The sequence below is a fragment of the Rhodococcus sp. MEB064 genome (assembly GCF_000834565.1).
Classification (GTDB): domain Bacteria; phylum Actinomycetota; class Actinomycetes; order Mycobacteriales; family Mycobacteriaceae; genus Rhodococcoides.
The window spans coordinates 22,316-41,399 of record NZ_JXQS01000021.1; the positions used below are offsets into that span (position 1 = coordinate 22,316).

The following is a 19,084-nucleotide window of genomic DNA, read 5'->3' on the forward strand; positions in this document are numbered from 1 at the left end:
GTGTGCCGAGCCTGATGTCGGCACTTCCCCTGCACCTACTTCGACGTCACGCGAGACCGAACGGTTCCTCCGAATCTCGACTCGTCACTCGAGGTCGATCGACGTCAGCACCTCCGCGCACAGAGCGCTCATCGCGTCCTCGCTCGATGCGGCCGCCTGACACCCGACGCTCGTCTGCTCACCCGGCGAGACGATCACCGTCCAGTCCACCGTGGAGCCGTCGGATGCGTTCTCCGAATAGACGAGTGCGGGGTGCCGCGACACATCCGGTCCTCGAGTGAGGCCGTCCAACGTGCTGCTCGGGTCCTGTGAGGCCATGCGTGCACTCACCGTGGCCGCGACGTCGTCCACGCCCAGGCCCACCGCGAGTTCCCGCGTGACCAGCACGATCCGCATCCCCGCCGCGACATCGGGCTTCAGCAGCACTCTCTCGGTGCCCGGTTCGACGTGCCACCCGGTCGGCACGGTGAGAGTCAGACCGGCGGAACGAAATTCGCGCCCCGGAGGCGACGCTTCCGTCGATGTGACGGGTGGCCCGGATGTAGCCGAGCCCGCGCGAACGGTGGGCACGGCATCCACCATCTCGGCAACGTTGCTCGTTCGAAAATCGTCGGCACCCCGTGTGGACACCGCCGTCGCCACCGCGATGCAGGCCACCACAGCGAGAGACACCGCGACACCGACAAGGACACGCCTGTCGGTGAATCGTCGCGTCGGTTGCATCGCTGCCGTCCGTTCCGCCAGCCACGCTCCCGAACGCGCGGGTGGAAGCGGGGTCACGACGGACATGTCGTCGACCACCGTGCGAGTGTTCGACACCGGCTGCACGCACGGCACGACGGCAGCGGCAAGATCCCCGTCGTCGAGGGAGATGACCGGCACCGATGTCAGGGACTCGATATCGGAGAGCGATACCACGTCGGATTCTCCGTGGACGATCACGCGACACACACTCGTCACGGCGCAGGCGTCGTCGATCGCGGACCCGATTCCCGTCGACACGGCGATGTCCTCCGTGTCCGGAACCGTCGCGTCCACCAACACACACGCGACGACATCCGGACCCGCCGCCGAGGTGACGACCGTGGACACCGTCGTCCGACGAGGAGCCCTGTCCACGACGACGACGCGGCACTGCGCATCGCACGAACACGGCCGAAGAGACTGTGCGGCATCACATGCGACGATCGCCGACGGCACGAGGAGCACGTCTCGCGCATGCGGCCGCGCGGACACCGAGAGCACGTCCCGGCGGACCGGGCCCCAGTGCGGTGGATGCACCACCACCAGATCGCACTCCCCGCTCGGGACGCCGGCGTGACGGACGGCGTCGTCGACGAGGCCGGAGAGGACATCGACGGTCCGGACGTCGTCGCCACCGGCAAGAGCAATCCGCTCGTCGTCGATGTGCCGGAAGACATCGAGTGTGCCGACTGCGTCCGCTGGATTCAACACCGGGACAGCGGACGCTCCGTGGAGTACGACACCGTCGTGTCGAGCGAGCAGGACAGGTGTCGCCGAGACGACCCCCGACCACGAGCACAGAACGGCATCTCGCGTGATCAGCACTCCCACCGCCGACGTCACGCCGACACCGTCAGGGCGGTCTGCACGAGCGTGGCTGTTCCGCGTCCGGTGAGTACCCCTCTGCCGGTGGGCAGTTCGGTGGGCCGGGCCGTCCCGAGCAACACACCTTCCTCCCTGTTCCCGCTCATGACGATGCCCGGCGACGCCAGGTCGCGCAGACGCGCCAACACTGGCTCGTACATCGCGCGCGCAGCACCGCCGGAGCGTCTGGCGACGATGACGTGCAGTCCGATGTCTCGTGCTCGGGACAGCAGGTCCAGCAGCTCGCTCAGCGGATTGCCGTGGGGCGTCACCACCAGGTCGTAGTCGTCGACGATGACCACGATGTCGGGCCCGGTCCACCAGGACCGCGCCGTCAGCTGTTCGCGTGTGGTGTCGGGACCGGGAAGTCTGAGCCTGAGATACGTACTCAGTTCCGCCACCATCGCGGTGGCCTGTTCGCCGGACGACGCGTGTCCGGCGAGCCGGTCGTCGGGGATGTCACCGAGAAGGGTTCGGCGGTAGTCGATCATCAGGATACGAAGGGATGAGGCGTCGTTCGCGTCGACGAGCCCGGCGCACACGGTTCGAAGCAGTGTCGTCTTCCCGCATCGACCGTCCCCGAGAACGATGAAGTGGGGATTCTCGTCGAGGTTCAGAAGAACGGGAGCCAGATCGTCCTCGTCCACGCCGACAGGCACCGTGGCGGTGAACGACGTCGACGACGCGGGAGGCCATGACGGCATCGCGGCGAGGAGATCACCCCGCGCCAGTAGGCGCGGAAGCAACTGCACAGTCGGTGCCGGCGACACGTGCGCCCAGTGACGCGCCACGTCGGCGATCGCGGAGCCGGTTCCGCCGGCGCTGTCCCCCACCCGGTCGATCCGCGGCAACGCCACGAGAAGATGCAGACCCTCACGAGTCATTCCCCGACCGGGCCGACCTTCGGGGACACCGGCGGCTCGTGCGCGTCCGATGTCGGAGTCCGACGGGTCACCCATGCGGAGTTCCACTCGAGTGGTCACCGCATCCTTGATCGCGGGGCGTATCTCGGCCCATCTGCTCGCCGCGATCACCACGTGGACTCCGTACGACAATCCCGTGGAGACGATCGTCTGCAACGCCGGCTCGAGCGATTCGAACTCCGCACGGATGGTCTGCCACCCGTCGATCACCAGAATCAGGTCCGGAACGTCCGGCATCGCCGGAGCCGTCACGTCGGCGCTGGAGGTTGCTCTTCCTCGCCGCACCTCGGCCATCGACCCGATAGCGCGCTCCCGGAACAACGTCTCGCGCCGACGCAGGGTCGCGGCGACGTCGGCGACGATTCTGCGGACGGTGTCGGTGTCCGATCTGGTCGCGACGGATCCCACATGGGGAAGCTCACGCAGACGACCGACCGATCCCCCGCCGAAGTCGAGGCAGTGGATCTGCACGTCGGACGGCGAGTAGCGAAGGGCCAGGGACAGAACGAGTGTGCAGACCGCAGTCGATTTCCCGGAGTGCGGTCCGCCGACGATCGCGACGTGGCCGGCAGCGCCGGTCAGATCGAGCGCGAGGGTGTCTCGACGCTGATCGTAGGGGCGATCGACGACCGCGAAGGGAACGCAAAGCGACGTCGGCGACACCGGCTCGAACGGCACGACGACGCTGCCCAGCGCGATCGGATCGTCCAGAGGCGGGAGCCACACCTGATGGGCAGCCGTACCGTGTCCGACCATCCCCGCGACAACGGCCGACAGCACGGTCGGCGCCTCGTGACCGGAACGCTGCTCGGGCACCTCGAGAAGCACAGCCGGGGCAATATCGTCGTGCGCCACCGGAACTGCCGTGAACAGACGAATCCCGGCGGCCGCGCTCGCGCCGGACGTGGACACTGCCGCACCACGGGAATCACCCAGCGGACCACCGTGTGCACACGGTCCGGACACGTAGGACGCGGTGAACCGCACCAGATCGCTGGAGTCCGTCTTGAGATACCCCGCACCCGGACCACCCGTCAGGTGGTGCGCGTCGGGTACGCCCAGCACCGAACGGGACTCGGCGGCGGAGAACGTCTTCAGTCCGATCCGGTAGGAAAGGTGGCTGTCGAGTCCCCTCAGGCGCCCCTCGTCGAGGCGTTGACTGGCCAAGAGGAGGTGAATGTGCAACGACCGTCCGAGCCGCCCGATCGCGACGAAGAGATCCGCGAATTCCGGGAAACGACTGAGTAGTTCGGAGAACTCGTCGACCACCACGAAGAGTGCGGGCAGCGGAGCCAGCGGTGCGCCGGAGAGGCGGGCTCTGGTGTAGTCGGACACGTTCGCGAAGTTCCCGGCCGATCGCAGCAACTCCTGCCGGCGGTTCATCTCGCCCGCAAGGGCGTCCCGCATCCTCTCGACCATTCCTGCTTCCTCGGACAGGTTGGTGATCACCGCGGCGACATGCGGCGCCGAGTCGAGTCCGAGAAACGTTGCCCCACCTTTGAAGTCGACGAGGACGACGTTGAGCTCACTGGGTGAATGGGTCGCGAGGAGCCCCAGCACGACAGTTCTGAGCAGCTCGGACTTTCCTGACCCAGTGGCGCCGATGCACAGACCATGGGGGCCCATTCCGCCTTCGGCGGACTCCTTCAGGTCGAGTTCCACGACGCGTCCGTGCTCGTCGGTGCCGAAAGGAACGCGCAGGCGCGCCCTTCCGGAATGCTCGGCCCACGACGTCGCCGGATCGAAGGATCCCGGTTCCGACATGCCGGGAAGTCGCTCCCACCTGTCGTACACCGGTGCCGCCGCATCCGTCCGACCGTTGTCCGACGACGTGCGGTATCGAGCGAGAGTGCGGGCGACCGTCGCGGCGGTTATCGGATCCACGCCGTCGGCGAGTCCGAACATCTCGACACCGGCGCGGCCGTGAGCTCCCAGAGCACCGTCCTGAAGCACGAGGACCAGCGTTCTCTCGTCCGACGTCGGAGGGACGAACCCGCCGAGATCGAACACCGTAGTCGACTCCGCGCGACGAATCGATGTCAGCTCGGCCGCATCGGGCACCGTGCCGTCGACGACCACCAGCACATGACCGTGCAGGAGAGCGTCCACGTCGACCGACGCATCGGCCACCGTCCGGTACGTCGATCGGCGGGCACCTGCACCGTCGTCCCCGGCCGGGTTCCGGTGATGGGGAAGCCATTTGACCCAGTCCCACTCGGTGATCGCGTCCGGACCGACGATCACGACCACAGCTACGTCGTCCGGTCCATGAAAGAGACACGCCTGCAGCATCATCGACCGCAGGAGCGCACGTGAAGACTCGTCGTCGCCCTCGAACCGGACACAGGAGAACGCACGCAGCGATACCGCGGTGGGCAGGTTCCGGACGATCGAGTGGTTGCGGACGAACGATCTCAGCGAGGACGCCGAGACGGGCTCGAGCCCGTCCTGTGGACCGGTGTCGGGCGAGACGAGTCTCGTCGCCAGTCGCTGGTCACCCACTCCGACGCGGACGTGTACGAAGTCGTCGTCGGCAGCGCGGCGCTCCCACATCCGCGTCGTACCCACGAGAGTCCACAAGGTGGACGGATCGGGGTGTGTCCACGCCAACGAGGCACTCTGGGCCTGGCCTGTCGCCCGCACCTTGCGCCGGAGCTCGGACAGATACGTCAGGTAGTCCTTGCGCGACTCGTCGAGCTCTGCTGCCCGGGGACCGCCGCCGCGTCCACCGCCGGCGAACATCCCGAGCATCGACACCACCATCATGGCGGGGAACAGCAACATCATCGGATTGGCGGCCGCACCGGACGTGACCAGCAATGCCACCATTCCGACCATGGCCACGACCATCACGAGCGGAAGCATCTTGAGCAGCGGATCTCCCGGAACCACACGAGGAATCTCGGGAGGTGCCTCGATCTCCACGACTCCGGACGGCACGCGTGGTGCATCCGATCTCTGCACCCGCCGGTGAACCGTACGGACATCGACGACTGCGCCGTCCCTGCTCGTCTCGACAACCACGTCACTCCCCCCACGGCCCGCCGCCCCGTTCGGCGAGTCGTGTCAGACCGTAACCGCGACTGCCGACATCGGACAGGGAGTGGACCGGAGGCTGTGGATGAACCGTTCACCGACGTCGTGGCCCGGGGCGCTGTCACGGGTCTGACCTATAGTGCTCGGACGAGCCGCGGCGGAAGCTGCGGTTGTGGGTTCGGAGGGTTCGGGGGGACTTTCGATGACGACAGTGACAGCAGGCGTGCCCGGGGGCGGACACGATTCGGCGACAGGCGACGTCGGAGTACGACGCATCGGGGCAGGGATGCTGCGCGTGACCGTGGTGTCCGACGACGTCGAGGTGGACGTGAGCGTGCCGGCGGGACTGGCGCTGGTGGCACTGCTTCCGGCACTGTCCGCGCTGATCGGCGGCGCACGGGGCGAGACCCTGACGGGTGATGACATCGTCTTCTTCACCGTCCTCGGTGAGCCGCTCGAGATGAGATCGTCGTTGCTGGACAACGAGATCCACGACGGTGATTCGCTGGTTCTCTGTACCCGCACGACCGTGTCGGCTCCGGTCTTCGACGATGTCGGCGACGCGGTCGCGGCGTTGGGCGCCACCCGTTCGTGGTCGCCGTCCGACTCGACCACGGCGGCTGCCCTGGTGGTCGCGGGGGCCTTGGCGGTGGCGTCCTGGACGGTGTTCGGTGCGGCCGGTGCGGGGGCGGGCCTGTCGGCCGTGGTGCTCGCGGCCGTGACTGCCGTCATCGCAGGCGTCTGTTCGAGCGCCACCTCGGTATCGCCGGCGATCGTCACCGGTTTGCGACTGGGCGCGTGGGTCACTGCTGCCGGCGCGGGCGCGGCACTCGTGCCGGGTGACGATCCGATAGCCGACTCGGTGCTGGCATTCGCGCTCGCCGCCGGTGTCTCGGTCATGACGTCGATGTTCGCCGGCGAGAGCGGTCGCGCACTCTTCACGGCGATCACGACGGTGACGATGCTGGGGTGCGTCACTGCCGCCGTTGCCGCACTGAGCGACATCCACCCTGTCTCCATAGCGGCTGTCACCTGCACTGTCTGCCTTCTCGCTGTGCACTGGACCCCTCGCGTGTCCGCGGCCCGCGCAGGTATCCGACTGACTCCGGTCCCCCTCGGCGACGCCCGGCCCGGCATCGATGCCGTCGGCCGCAGGTCGTCTCCTACCCGGCCGTCGCCCGCGGTTCGTGCCGCCGAACTCGACTCGGCGGCCACGGATGTGCCGGTGGTCGCGGCACGTGCGCGGACGGCGCAGCAGTACCTGACGGGTTACACCAGCGGCGTGACGGCGGTCGCCGCAGTTGGAGCCGTCGTCGTCGCCACGCAGGATCTCACCGACTCCGTGGACGGAGCGCGTCTGGCCTTCGCGGTCGTCGTCGCGTCGGTGCTGTGCTGTCGCGGACGGTCGCAACCCGACAGGGCGCGGAGCGCGGTCGCCCTTGCATCCGGCGTCACGGTTCTGCTGGTGATCGCCGCGATCGGGTCGATCCTGCGGCCGGACCTCTGGCCGTGGTGGTCGACGACCATGACTGTGCTTCCGATTGCCGCGGTGCTCATGGGAGTAGTCGTTCCGACTCGCCGCTTCTCACCGGTCGTCCGTCGAACGGCAGAGTTCGCGGAACTCGCCGCGGTCGCTTCGGTGGTTCCCCTGGCCTGCCTGATCGTCGGAGCCTTCTCGGCGGTTCGAGGATTGTGACCGGCCGCGTACGACTGTCGATCGTCGTGGCCGTCCTCGCATTTCTCGTCCTCCGCGCATCGTCCGTCACGATGTCGGCGGCGGACCCCGAGGAACCGACGGAACAGCGAACCGACTGTGCCGCGGTGTCGGTCGTCGCGCCGAGCACGGTCGTATCCCCGGCAGAACAGTCGCTGAGATTCTCCGACGTCTGGGGCCTGACACGGGGCGCCGGTCAGACCGTTGCCGTCATCGACACCGGCGTCGCCCGACATCCGTTGCTTCCCGGCGCGATAGCGGGTGGCGACTTCGTCTCGGACGGTGACGGTTCGACCGACTGCGACGCGCACGGCACCGTCGTGGCCGGACTCATCGCAGCGCGACCGTCGCCGGGATCCGGGTTCGTCGGCGGCGCGCCCGACGCCGACATCCTGACCATCCGACAGTCGAGCAGTGCTTTTTCGGCCGTCTCCGCAGAGCGTGAGACCCGCGACGACGGGTCGACGTCATCCGGCTACGGGGACGTCGATTCGATGGCGCTGGCGGTGAGAGCAGCGGTGGACGCGGGGGCGGGTGTCGTCAACATCTCGGAGGTGGCGTGCGCTCCGGTGGGCACGCCGCTCGGTGACGACGCCCTGGCCGACGCCATCGAGTACGCGGCCGTGGTCAAGGACGCCGTGATCGTCGTCGCGGCAGGCAATTTGGACGGCAGTCGGTGTCGCGATCAGAACGACACGATGCGCGGACAGGCCGGCCGGGACTCCCCCGCAACGAGAACCACCGCATCGCCGGCCCGATTCGACGACTACGTCCTCACGGTCGGCTCACTCGATGCGGACGGCACACCCTCGGCCTTCAGCCTCGCCGGGCCATGGGTGGACATCGCTGCACCGGGCACCGACGTCACCTCCCTCAGCCCGACCGGTGAGGGCTTGGCCGACGGCACCCTGGATGAGGAAGGGCGCTTCAGTCCCTTCACCGGAACCAGCTTCGCGACGCCGTTCGTATCGGCCACGGCGGCCCTCGTTCGATCTCGCTACCCGGACATGTCCGCCCGAGAGGTCATCGCACGTATCGTTCGCACCGCCCACGCGCCGGCGGGTGGGTGGGATTCGGCTGTCGGTTTCGGCAGCCTCGACCCGGTCGCCGCCGTCACCGGCACCGCGGAGGACGAACCGGAGAACAGACCGGCGACGCGATTGGACGCACGCGTGACGACACCGCCCGAGGACCGCAGCAACGCGACGGTCGCCCTCGTCGGTTCCGCGGGTGTGATCCTCGCACTTGCGTCACTGTGTTTCTGCGCAGCGCTTTTCGACGTCAAGAACCGTCGTGAGTAGTTCGCGCATCACTGCGTGCCAGAGCGGGTCCGGCCGGGAGAAGTTCCAGGATCGGCCACGGGGCGGTCACCGGCTCACCCAGTCCCAACGCCGCCGCGTCGTCGTCGTCGGGAACACCGAACCGCACACCGGTGTCGGCCACGTAGAACCGGAAATCTCGCCGCACGTCGTCGACTGCCATCCCGGTACTCACGGCGTACACCCCCGTCCCGGGAGCGACTGTCACCGTGTCCAGTCCGTCGCCGGCGCCGTCGGCGGTCCCGAGCATCACTGCCGTCGTCCTGTCTGTCGGCTCCCCCGTGGTCAGAACAACGGTTGCACCGGAATCCGAGCCCACTCCGGCGGCGCTCGATTCGACGCACGTGGAGGATGTCGCGTCGATCAATCTCGGCGGGCGGTCCGGAAATGTACCGATGGCCAGAGGCGTCGCGCTCCTCGGAGCGCGCGCGATCACATCCGGCGGAACCGCGTCGACGCCCACCCGACCGGCGGAGTCGGCGAATCTGAGCAGTTGGGCACTCGCCGGCCCGATTGCCTGGATCCCGTCCGAGAGAATGACGTAGTGCTGGCTACGGTCACCGAGGTCGACCGTCACCACCGACCCGACGGGCCGGCCCCCGGTGGGATACGGCGCCGTACTTCCCGCGTCGGTGATGACCGGGGCTGTGATCCGAGGGACCTCCGGAACTGCATCGAACAGCCCGGCACCGACTCGGACGGGTATCGCATCGTCCAGGCCCAGCGCGCGAGTGACCGCCGTGTCGCGCAGGTCCACCTGTGCCCGGACACCGTCGTACACGAGATAGTCGACCCCGTCGCGTGCCCACAGCACAGCGTCGTCGGACTCGAAGGCTCGGCGGCCGGGTTCCCCCGACGAACCGAGGGGAACTATGGACACGTCCGTGGTTCCACCGCTGCCATCGGTGCTTCGGAACTCGCACACCGACCACACCAACAGCTCGGATCCGACGGGCAGGGTCTGAGGTGCTCCCCCTATTCCGATCGCCGGTCCCCGTGCCTTGGAGGCGATCTCGCGCGCGTCGACGGCTACCGGATCGTCGGCTGCACCGACGAAGAGCCGGGCGGACGCGAGATTGAAAGCAGGATGCAGGACGTCGTCCTCGACGACGAACAATGCACCGTCGTCCTTGCTCATGACGATGGACGCGTCACCGATCTTCGTGGCCGGCCTGATGAACGCCAGAATTCCGCAGCCGGCCAGGATCAACACCGCGACAACGATTCCCACCATGGATGCCCGAGACGACGACCGCATCGGGTCGTGCCGCATCGAGGTGTCGCCGAGAACCAGAGCGTGGTCGAGCCGTCGAACGGAGAAGCGGTGTGCGCCGATCTGCCATCGTGTCGTCGGTGTCGCTGCCATCGATCCCCCTGCCCACAGAGCACGTGTGACCGTGCCCCGGCCCCCCGGCCGGCATGCGGAACCCATCGGAGACGGGCCGCGTCAAGGCACAGTACATCGAGCAGGAGATCGGAGTCATGATGCGATTCGGCTACCCGGGGATGAACTCGGCGCGGACAGTGCTGGCGATCCAGGCGATCGCTGTCGTGGTCGGCGGGCTCGTCGCCCTCGCGGGCTCCGCGGTCGCGGCGATCGCATCCGCCCTGTTCGTCGCTGCAGTTCTCTCCGTCTCGCGCGACGGCCGCACCGTGGCCGCATACCTGTCGGCCGCGGCTCGGTACCTCCTGCGGCGGCGCGGCAGGTCGCCGCTCGACGCGCGCACCCTGGTGACTGTCGAGCAGCGCGGACTCCCGACGGGCGTCGTGTGGAACGGGTCCGAACTGTCCGTCGTCGCCGAGCTGGGTGTCACCGGCATCGGCGGCTGGACCACTGTGGGCGGGGAAGGAATCGTCTCGGACGTCTCGGTCCCGTTCCGTGTTCTGTCGGACAGTGTGAGCCGAACGAAGGCGCCGATAGTCCTGGGGGTGACGACTGTGGGATCACGTCCGGTTCGAGGCCGTCGCGCGTCCGACGCGTATTCGTCGATGGCGGGAACACTGGCATCGGTGTCACATCGCCGAACGTGGTTGTCGCTCTCGATGGATGTCCACGACGGCGCGTCCGGGATAAGTCGACGCGGAGGCGGAGTGAGCGGTGGCGCAACGGTGTTGACGCGTCACATGTCCCGCCTGCAGCACATCCTCGGCACGCTGGGGATCGAGGCCACGCTTCTGACGGCCGACGCCATCGCCGATGCGGACCTGTTCGTCTCCTCGGGCACACCTCGTCGCCATGTGCGCACCACGTGGCGGGCGGCCACGCTCGGCGGGACGGCATGGACCTCCCGGCGATTGCGCCCGAATCTGTGGACCAGCTCCATCGTCGACGATGTCTTCGATCGCGATGCATCCGTCACCGCCATGTCGGTCACGACGCGCGCCGACGGCGACGCAGTGTCGGTAGTCGGCTCGTACGGTCAGTGCGCCGCGGTCCCTGTCGAACGGGACGTCACAGGGTCGGCGACGCTGGACGGGGAGCAGCATCGAGGCTTCGACGCAATCCTTCCGTCGACGGCGTGCATCGCTCTCCCGACGAGCAGTGTCGATCCGAATGCCCTGGACCCGCTGGTGTTTCCTGTCGCGGGTTGCGGCCAGATCCTCGGTGTCGACGGACACGGATCAGCGGTCGCCATGCGCGTCTACGGGCCTGCGATTCGGTCGATCAGGGTGCGGGCCGAGTTGTACCTGGTGCATCAGATCGTCTTTCGAGCGGTGGCCATCGGTGCGACCGTCGTCGTCGTCACCGATCGTCACCACGCGTGGCGTCATCTTGCTGCGTCCCTGGCGGACTCCGGAACGCTGAGCGTGGTCGCGGTCGAATCCTCGCAGGGTCACGACGCGGACCTCATGGTCGCGGACCATCCCTCCGTTCGGCCCGTTCCCACCGGTGGAACTGTCCTCCACGTCGATACCGACCGACGATCCGGCGACGCGGACATCGAGATCGACCAGGCGGATTCGAGCGGTGATCACGTCGTCGTCACCGTCGGGCACCGGAGTATCGCTCTACGCCTGGTGACCACTGCCGCGGAAACGGAAGCCATCGGCCGTCCGCGAACGACTATCCGTCAGCGAAGTCTCGCACCCGGATAGGTCGACGCGTCGCCCCGACGCCACCACCACAGTTGGTCGATCATGCGAGCGGCGGCGTCCATGGCGGCTCCGTCAGTCGTGTCGCCGTTCTCGTCGAAGGCCTTCTTCACGCGCGCGAACAGCGGTGCGTCTCGCACGGACGCCATGTGCAGTTCGGCGACGACCTGTCGCAACTGTTCCACAGCTCTCGCTCCCCCGGCCGAACCGCCGTAGGACACGAAACCCACAGGCTTGCCGCGCCATTCGTACTTCACCGAGTCGAGGGCACCCTTCAGCGCCGCGGAGTACCCGTGGTTGTACTCGGGCGTCACCAGAACGAACGCGTCGCTCTCCCCGACCCACCGTGTGAAACCGCCGTCGTCGTCCCGTAGATCTTGGACCCTCACCTCGAACCGGCCGTCGGCGACGGCCTGCCGGACGAACCACGCCGCGACGGTCGGACCGATTCGCCCTTCGCGGACACTGCCGATGATCACGCCGAGAACTGGTGCCATACCGCCGAGATTAACCGCAGCAGCCGCCGGGCATCGACCGCGTCGCTCGCGTCGTCGCGTTCCGTTCGGCCAGCCGATCCTCCGCCGGGTAGTCGACGCGTACCAGAGACAATCCGTGAGCAGGGGCCACGGTGATCGAGCTGGACCTGGCATCGCTGGACAGCAGGCCGCGTACCCAGGCGACGTCACGCCGTCCCTCACCCACCGCCAGCATCGCCCCGACCAGAGACCGCACCATCGACCAGCAGAACGCATCGGCGCTGACGAAGGCGGTGAGATCGTCACCGTTCCGGACCCACTCGAACCGCTGCAGCTCGCGCACGGTGGTGGCGCCGTCACGGCGTTTGCAGAACGCCACGAAGTCGTGCAGCCCCAGTAGGACGGCGGACGACTCCTGCATCGCGGCCACGTCGAGTGCGCGGGTCCACGGCACCACGGATCCCGCGCGGAGCGGCGACACCCCGAAAGGGGCCGTGGACAACCGGTACTCGTAATGGCGCCGCAGCGCGGAGAAGCGAGCGTCGAAGTGTGTGGACGCCTCGGACACCGCCATGACGCGCACGTCCGCCGGCAGGAACCGCGCCAACCGCCGTACCAGCAGGGACAGGTCCGGCGCACGGTCCGGATTACGAGGATCTATGCGTCGCAACGCTTCTCGCGGGACGTCGACGTGGGCGACCTGACCCTCGGCGTGCACGCCGGCGTCGGTCCGTCCGGCGACCGTGAGTTCGATAGGCACCCCGAAGATCGCGGTCAGCCGCTCCTCGAGCACCCCGCACACGGTCCGCTGGTCGCGTTGTCGCGCCCATCCGGCGAAGTTCGTTCCGTCGTAGGCGATGTCGAGACGCAAACGAACGAGCCCGCCACCGGTGAGGGTGGCGGGCTCGTCCAGGGAGTCCGTAGTGGACACTCTTACTTCTTGTCTGCCTCATCGGCGTTGGCCGCGTGAGCGTCCTCTGCCTCGACACCCTCGATGACGGCGTCTGCATTCGCGACCTGAGCGTCGGTTGCCTCGGCCTCGACGGCCTCGACGACGTTCTGATCGGATGCAGCCTCGTCAGCGGCGGTCTCGTCGTTCGTGGCGGCAGGCGCGGCCTGCGATGCCTGGACACGACGAGCACGGTCCGCCTCGTTGGACACCGTCTGCTCGCGAACGAGCTCGATGATGGCCTGAGGAGCGTTGTCACCCTTGCGGGGGACGGTCTTGATGATGCGGGTATAGCCGCCTGCGCGCTCGGCGAAGTGCGGGCCGATCTCTGCGAACAGAGTGTGAACGACGTCCTTGTTGCGGATGTCCTTCATGACCTCACGACGGTGAGCCAGCGAGCCGGCCTTCGCGTGCGTGATGATCTTCTCGGCGTAGGGGCGAAGGCGCTTGGCCTTCGACTCCGTGGTGGTGATCCGTCCGTGCTCGAACAGCGCCGTGGCCAGGTTGGCGAGAATCGCCTTCTGGTGCGACGCCGATCCGCCGAGACGGCGACCCTTGGTGGGCTTGGGCATGTCAATATCTCCTGATCAAGAGCTCGCGACGCGTGTGCGTCAGAGCTGTTCGGTCTCGGCGTAGTCCTGCTCGGCGCCGTCGGCATCGCTCACGGCGTTGTCGGTGTCGCTCCAGGTACCGGTAGCGGCGTCATATCCGGCAACAGTGCTCGGATCGAACGTCGCGGGGCTGTCCTTGAGCGAGAGGCCGAGCGAATGCAGCTTGACCTTGACCTCGTCGATGGACTTCTGTCCGAAGTTACGGATGTCCAGCAGATCCGACTCGGTGCGGCCGACCAACTCGCCGACGGTGTGAACACCCTCGCGCTTGAGGCAGTTGTAGGACCGGACGGTGAGGTCCAGATCCTCGATCGGCAGACCGAAGGAAGCGATGTGATCGGCCTCGGCGGGCGAGGGTCCGATCTCGATGCCTTCTGCTTCGACGTTGAGCTCACGGGCAAGCCCGAACAGCTCGACCAGGGTCTTGCCCGCCGAAGCGAGCGCGTCCCGCGCGGTGATGGAGTTCTTGGTCTCTACATCGAGAACGAGCCGATCGAAGTCGGTGCGCTGCTCGACACGGGTGGCTTCCACCTTGTACGTCACCTTGAGGACGGGCGAGTAGATCGAGTCGACCGGGATACGGCCGATCTCTGCGCCCGACGCCTTGTTCTGCACTGCCGGGACGTATCCGCGGCCACGCTCGACGACGAGCTCGATCTCGAGCTTGCCCTTGTCGTTCAGGGTCGCGATGTGCAGATCCGGGTTGTTCACGGTGACGCCGGCCGGGGGAACGATGTCGCCCGCGGTGACAGTGCCGGGGCCCTGCTTGCGGACGTACATGGTGACCGGCTCGTCCTCTTCCGAGGACACGACGAGACCCTTGAGGTTCAGGATGATGTCGGTGACATCTTCCTTGACGCCGGGGACCGTGGTGAATTCGTGCAGAACGCCGTCGATACGGATGCTGGTGACAGCAGCGCCGGGGATCGACGAGAGAAGCGTACGGCGAAGCGAGTTGCCGAGGGTGTACCCGAAGCCAGGCTCGAGGGGCTCGATGACGAACTTCGAGCGGTTGTCAGCGATGACCTCTTCGGTCAGCGTGGGTCGCTGAGAAATGAGCATTGATGTCCTCCTGGGAAGAGCGTCCGCTATTTGACGCTCGTGGTGGGGCGGTCAACGCCCCGTGCGCCTCGCGTGTTCCCGCGAGGGGATGACACGTGAGGCGCACGGGCCGGAGGCCTACTTCGAGTAGTACTCGACGATGAGCTGTTCGGTCAGCGCGATGTCGATCTGCGAACGCTCCGGCTCCTGGTGGACCAGGATGCGGAGACGGTTCGGAACGACCTGCAGCCAACCGGCCACCGGGCGATCGCCGTAGGTTTCACGGGCGATCTGGAACGGGAGCGTGCTCAGCGACTTCTCGCGAACGTCGATGATGTCGTACTGCGAGACGCGGTAGCTGGGGATGTCGACCTTCTTGTTGTTGACCAAGAAGTGGCCGTGCGTGACCAGCTGACGTGCCTGACGACGCGTGCGAGCGAGGCCCGCACGGTAGACGACGTTGTCGAGACGCGTCTCGAGGATGCGCAACAGGTTCTCACCGGTCTTGCCCTTGAGGCGGTTCGCTTCCTTGTAGTACAGGGAGAACTGCTTCTCCATGACGCCGTAGGTGAAGCGTGCCTTCTGCTTCTCCTGCAGCTGGAGCAGGTACTCGCTCTCCTTGATACGCGCGCGGCCGTGCTGGCCGGGCGGGTACGGGCGACGCTCGAAAGCCTGGTCGCCTCCGACGAGGTCGACGCGAAGTCGACGCGACTTGCGGGTGATGGGTCCGGTATAACGTGCCATGTTCTGTTACTTCCTTCCCGCTAGACGCGACGGCGCTTGGGCGGACGGCAGCCGTTGTGCGGCTGGGGGGTGACATCGGAGATGGTGCCGACCTCGAGGCCTGCCGCCTGGAGCGAACGGATCGCGGTCTCGCGGCCGGAGCCGGGACCCTTCACGAAGACGTCGACCTTCTTGACGCCGTGCTCCTGCGCCTTGCGGGCAGCGGACTCGGCGGCGAGCTGTGCAGCGAACGGAGTCGACTTGCGCGAGCCCTTGAAGCCGACATGGCCCGAGGACGCCCACGAGATGACGTTTCCGGCCGGGTCGGTGATCGACACGATCGTGTTGTTGAACGTGCTCTTGATGTGCGCGCTGCCGTGCGGGACGTTCTTCTTGTCCCTGCGGCGCGTCTTCTGGGTCTTCTTCGGACCGGAGGTGCGTGTCTTCGGGGGCATTACTTCGCCTTCTTCTTGCCGGCAATGGTGCGCTTCGGTCCCTTACGGGTGCGCGCATTGGTCTTCGTGCGCTGTCCACGAACGGGCAGACCACGACGGTGGCGAAGGCCCTGGTAGCAGCCGATCTCGATCTTGCGACGGATGTCGGCCTGCACCTCGCGGCGCAGGTCGCCCTCGACCTTGAGCGACTCCTCGATGTACTCGCGAAGCTTGGTGAGGTCCTCGTCGGAGAGGTCCTTGCTGCGCAGATCGGGGCTGACGCCCGTGGCAGCGAGGATCTCGTGCGAACGGGTACGGCCGATGCCGTAGATGTACGTGAGTGCGATCTCCATGCGCTTCTCGCGCGGAAGATCCACACCGGCTAGACGTGCCATGTGGCGGTTTCCTTCATTCGTGCGGAGGTCTGCTCCCAGTCCGTCCCCATACATGTGGTGCTCGGGGCCCCGGCCTCCGCGGCCGAGGGTGTACTGCCCGCGTGTGGGCAGCTGGTGCTGGGAGGTCTTCTTCTTGCATGTGGTGCCAAGTGGATCTTCGAGAGGGGGTTGATCAGCCCTGACGCTGCTTGTGACGCAGGTTTTCGCAGATCACCATGACCCGGCCGTTACGGCGGATCACTTTGCACTTCTCGCAGATCGGCTTGACGCTCGGCTTGACCTTCACGTCTGTTCGATCTCCTGGTCGCGTCCGAGAATCACCGCGCGTGCGCGCCGAACCTCGGACATGGTTGATCCCCGGCTCGCGAGGAACCGGGGACTCTTGACTACTTGTAGCGGTAGACGATCCGCCCGCGTGTCAGGTCGTAGGGAGACAGCTCGACTACGACGCGATCCTCGGGGAGGATGCGGATGTAGTGCTGCCGCATCTTGCCGCTGATGTGAGCGAGCACCTTGTGACCGTTTTCCAGCTCGATGCGAAACATCGCATTGGGCAGGGGTTCGACTACTCGGCCCTCGACCTCGATTGCGCCGTCCTTCTTTGCCATATCCTCCGCGATCCTGGTTTGCACACCTGATTGACGACTCGTAACCACACTTCATGCAGGCACGAGTAAACGCACCGACGTTCCATGTTAGCGGGTCGCGACGACCAGGCCAAACCAGCGCCGACCGAGTCAGCCGCCGTGGCCACGGTAGGTGCCGAAGGACCAGTGCACACCCTCGGGATCGAGGCAGGTGAAACCCTGGCCGCCGTAGTCCTCGTCCCGCAGCGGTTCCACGATACGGGCGCCGGCCTCGCGCGCACGATCGTGCAGTCGCGTCAGCTCGTCCTGTCCCACGGCGACGTAGACGGCGCCCACTCCGGGCGGTAAGCCCGTGATGGTGCTGTCCTCGCGCGCCGAACCCAGCATCACGGCCCCACCCGAGGCTCGGGCCAGTTCGGCGTGATCGACACGCTTTCCCTCGCCGTACACGGCGGCCTCGGTGAAGCCGAGTACGTCGACGAGGAAGGCGATGGCCGCCCGTGCATCGCGATAACGCAGGGCCGGAAAGAGGAGCGACGGCGTCGAGTCGGTGCTCTGTGTATTCGTCATACCGTCGATCCTGTCGCCGACGCGGTGCTGTCGTCTTGTACGGATGCGAACACTTCGTTCGCGCGCCACACCGAGGGCGCCGACCCCGCGAGAGAACGCCAGTCGCGCGCCATGTGCGCCTGATCGAAGTACCCGCACGCCGATGCGACCTCCGCGAACCGCGGCGGCTCCGGCGCGCGCAGCATCGCATGGGCACGGGTGAACCGGCCGAGTCGGATCGCATCCCGCGGAGTGACCGAGAACTCCGATGCGAATCGAGTCTCGAGGCGACGCCGACTCCACTCTGCATCCGCTGCGACCTGCCCGACGGTGACCGATGCCGGACCGGTCAGCTGTATCCACGCGCGGTCGAGACGAGCATCCGGGAGCGTCGCCCGGCCCAGGCGACCGACCAGTATCCGGTCCACCACCGTGAACGCCGCCGCCCATCCGGATGCTGCGTGAACACCGTCGAGAAGTCGGGGCGCGTCGTCACCGAGAAGGTCGTCGAGCGAGACGATGTACTGGCGGAGCGCCGCCGGCGGGACGTGCAGCAACGCCCGACATCCGGCGGGCGTGAGCGAGATCTGGATCCCGTGCTGGTAGCCGTCGTGCTCGATGACCACCGGTTCGACGCCGAGACCCGAGGCGAGCGCGCCGAACTCTCCGGGGCTCTGATCGATCATCGCCGTACGAGAGATCGTCAACGGTGCCCCGATGGGCAGAATGATCGTCAGATCGACCGACGGCATTCCCACGTGGGAACCCGCCGGGAAGCCCGACAGGCGGTAGCCCTCGTATCGACGCACGAACGGGCGCAGCGACCGCGCCGGCAGCGCGACCGATCCGTCCGACACGCCTGTCATAGGCACACGGTAGAACGGTACGTGCGAGGTCGCACGGCAATCGGGCGCACGCGACGACGAGGAGGACCAGTCGATGGCCGACGATCCAGGACGACTCGAGAAGGCGCTCGTGTCGATACTCGACAACGGCAGTCGCCTCCAGGGTCCCGCTGTCGAGAAGTACGTCTGGCGCATCCGGCGTGCGCACCCCGAGGATTCCCCCGCGCAGATCGTCGAGCGGATGGAGAAAACGTTTCTGACGGCCGTCACCGGTAGCGGAGGCGCCGCCGGTGCCACCGCCGCGGTGCCGGGCGTCGGAACCGTGGCATCGGTGGCCGCGGTAGGCGCCGAGACGGCGTTCTTCGTCGAGGCGTCGGCTCTTCTCACACTGTCCATCGCTGCTGTGCACGGCATCGCGGTTCACGATCACGAGCAGCGACGGGCTCTCGTCCTGGCCGTCGCGCTCGGTGAGTCCGGGCGCGAGATCGTGGGGAAGACACTCGGCCGCGGCAACATCGGCAAGGTCCTCACCTCGCGCATTCCCGGCGCGAACCTCGGTGGTCTGAACAAGAAGTTGATCCAGAAGTTCGTCACCAAGTACGCGGCCAAGCGTGGCGCGGTCATGCTCGGCACCATGTTGCCCGCGGGCATCGGTGCGGTGGTCGGAGGGGCCGGCAACCGCGTGCTCGGCAAGGGCGTCGTCAAGAACGCACGCGAGGCCTTCGGACCTCCGCCGCTGCGGTGGCAGGACGCTCCCGGCGTAGTCGATGCGGACTGACGG

General features: G+C 67.1%; 18 protein-coding genes. 4 read left to right on the forward strand and 14 right to left on the reverse strand.

The window, feature by feature from the left end:
• Positions 1–84: 84 nt before the first annotated feature.
• Together RU01_RS11365 and RU01_RS11370 are read right to left on the reverse strand one after the other, a co-directional pair.
• Positions 85–1,587 carry a type VII secretion-associated protein gene (locus RU01_RS11365; protein WP_042574670.1) on the reverse strand — a complete coding sequence of 501 codons (1,503 nt, stop codon included), beginning with the start codon at positions 1,585–1,587 and terminating at the stop codon, positions 85–87.
• Positions 1,584–5,495: a type VII secretion protein EccC gene (locus RU01_RS11370; RefSeq protein WP_042574729.1), complete on the reverse strand. Its 3,912-nt coding sequence runs from the start codon at positions 5,493–5,495 to the stop codon at positions 1,584–1,586. The genes RU01_RS11365 and RU01_RS11370 overlap by 4 nt, the downstream gene beginning before the upstream one ends.
• Positions 5,496–5,769: 274 nt before the next feature.
• On the opposite strand from RU01_RS11370, the gene eccD reads away from it, so the two are divergent.
• Positions 5,770–7,263: a type VII secretion integral membrane protein EccD gene (eccD, locus tag RU01_RS11375; protein ID WP_082043051.1), complete on the forward strand. Its 1,494-nt coding sequence runs from the start codon at positions 5,770–5,772 to the stop codon at positions 7,261–7,263.
• A complete protein-coding gene (mycP, locus tag RU01_RS11380; protein WP_052493244.1) occupies positions 7,260–8,582 on the forward strand; it encodes a type VII secretion-associated serine protease mycosin in 1,323 nt (440 codons plus the stop codon). Before eccD ends, mycP begins: the two co-directional genes overlap by 4 nt.
• Here mycP and eccB read toward each other — a convergent pair.
• The gene (eccB, locus tag RU01_RS11385; protein ID WP_042574672.1) at positions 8,563–9,966 is read right to left on the reverse strand and encodes a type VII secretion protein EccB; all 1,404 of its coding nucleotides are present in this window, start codon (positions 9,964–9,966) and stop codon (positions 8,563–8,565) included. The genes mycP and eccB overlap by 20 nt on opposite strands.
• Positions 9,967–10,019: 53 nt before the next feature.
• Here eccB and RU01_RS11390 point away from each other — a divergent pair, with 53 nt between their 5' ends.
• On the forward strand, positions 10,020–11,696 hold the full coding sequence (locus RU01_RS11390; RefSeq protein WP_042574673.1) for a type VII secretion protein EccE: 1,677 nt from the start codon (positions 10,020–10,022) through the stop codon (positions 11,694–11,696).
• On the opposite strand, the gene RU01_RS11395 is transcribed toward RU01_RS11390, so the two are convergent.
• The 11 genes from RU01_RS11395 to RU01_RS11440 form a co-directional block, all read right to left on the reverse strand.
• Positions 11,672–12,190, reverse strand: coding sequence for an NADPH-dependent FMN reductase (locus tag RU01_RS11395; protein ID WP_042574674.1), 519 nt, complete (start codon positions 12,188–12,190; stop codon positions 11,672–11,674). The two genes, RU01_RS11390 and RU01_RS11395, sit on opposite strands and share 25 nt — an antisense overlap.
• Positions 12,191–12,200: 10 nt before the next feature.
• Positions 12,201–13,040, reverse strand: a complete 840-nt coding sequence (gene truA, locus RU01_RS11400) for a tRNA pseudouridine(38-40) synthase TruA (RefSeq protein ID WP_042574731.1) — start codon at positions 13,038–13,040, stop codon at positions 12,201–12,203.
• Between the two features lie 62 nt (positions 13,041–13,102).
• The gene (rplQ, locus tag RU01_RS11405) at positions 13,103–13,690 is read right to left on the reverse strand and encodes a 50S ribosomal protein L17 (RefSeq protein ID WP_042574675.1); all 588 of its coding nucleotides are present in this window, start codon (positions 13,688–13,690) and stop codon (positions 13,103–13,105) included.
• 39 nt (positions 13,691–13,729) lie between these two features.
• Positions 13,730–14,791: a DNA-directed RNA polymerase subunit alpha gene (locus RU01_RS11410; RefSeq protein WP_042574676.1), complete on the reverse strand. Its 1,062-nt coding sequence runs from the start codon at positions 14,789–14,791 to the stop codon at positions 13,730–13,732.
• A 117-nt stretch (positions 14,792–14,908) separates the two neighbouring features.
• Entirely contained in the window at positions 14,909–15,514 is a 606-nt protein-coding gene (gene rpsD, locus RU01_RS11415) for a 30S ribosomal protein S4 (RefSeq protein WP_042574677.1), read from the reverse strand.
• Between the two features lie 20 nt (positions 15,515–15,534).
• A complete protein-coding gene (gene rpsK / locus RU01_RS11420; protein ID WP_042574678.1) occupies positions 15,535–15,948 on the reverse strand; it encodes a 30S ribosomal protein S11 in 414 nt (137 codons plus the stop codon).
• Entirely contained in the window at positions 15,948–16,322 is a 375-nt protein-coding gene (gene rpsM / locus RU01_RS11425; protein ID WP_042574679.1) for a 30S ribosomal protein S13, read from the reverse strand. Before rpsM ends, rpsK begins: the two co-directional genes overlap by 1 nt.
• Before the next feature lie 172 nt (positions 16,323–16,494).
• On the reverse strand, positions 16,495–16,608 hold the full coding sequence (gene rpmJ, locus RU01_RS22480; RefSeq protein ID WP_026917227.1) for a 50S ribosomal protein L36: 114 nt from the start codon (positions 16,606–16,608) through the stop codon (positions 16,495–16,497).
• 100 nt (positions 16,609–16,708) lie between these two features.
• Positions 16,709–16,930, reverse strand: a complete 222-nt coding sequence (gene infA / locus RU01_RS11430; RefSeq protein ID WP_005140011.1) for a translation initiation factor IF-1 — start codon at positions 16,928–16,930, stop codon at positions 16,709–16,711.
• Between the two features lie 129 nt (positions 16,931–17,059).
• Entirely contained in the window at positions 17,060–17,479 is a 420-nt protein-coding gene (locus RU01_RS11435; RefSeq protein WP_042574680.1) for a VOC family protein, read from the reverse strand.
• Complete coding sequence (locus RU01_RS11440; RefSeq protein ID WP_042574681.1) at positions 17,476–18,324, reverse strand: helix-turn-helix domain-containing protein; 849 nt, start codon at positions 18,322–18,324, stop codon at positions 17,476–17,478. The genes RU01_RS11435 and RU01_RS11440 overlap by 4 nt, the downstream gene beginning before the upstream one ends.
• 73 nt (positions 18,325–18,397) lie before the next feature.
• On the opposite strand from RU01_RS11440, the gene RU01_RS11445 reads away from it, so the two are divergent.
• Entirely contained in the window at positions 18,398–19,081 is a 684-nt protein-coding gene (locus tag RU01_RS11445; RefSeq protein ID WP_042574682.1) for a membrane protein, read from the forward strand.
• The last annotated feature ends 3 nt before the right edge of the window (positions 19,082–19,084 follow it).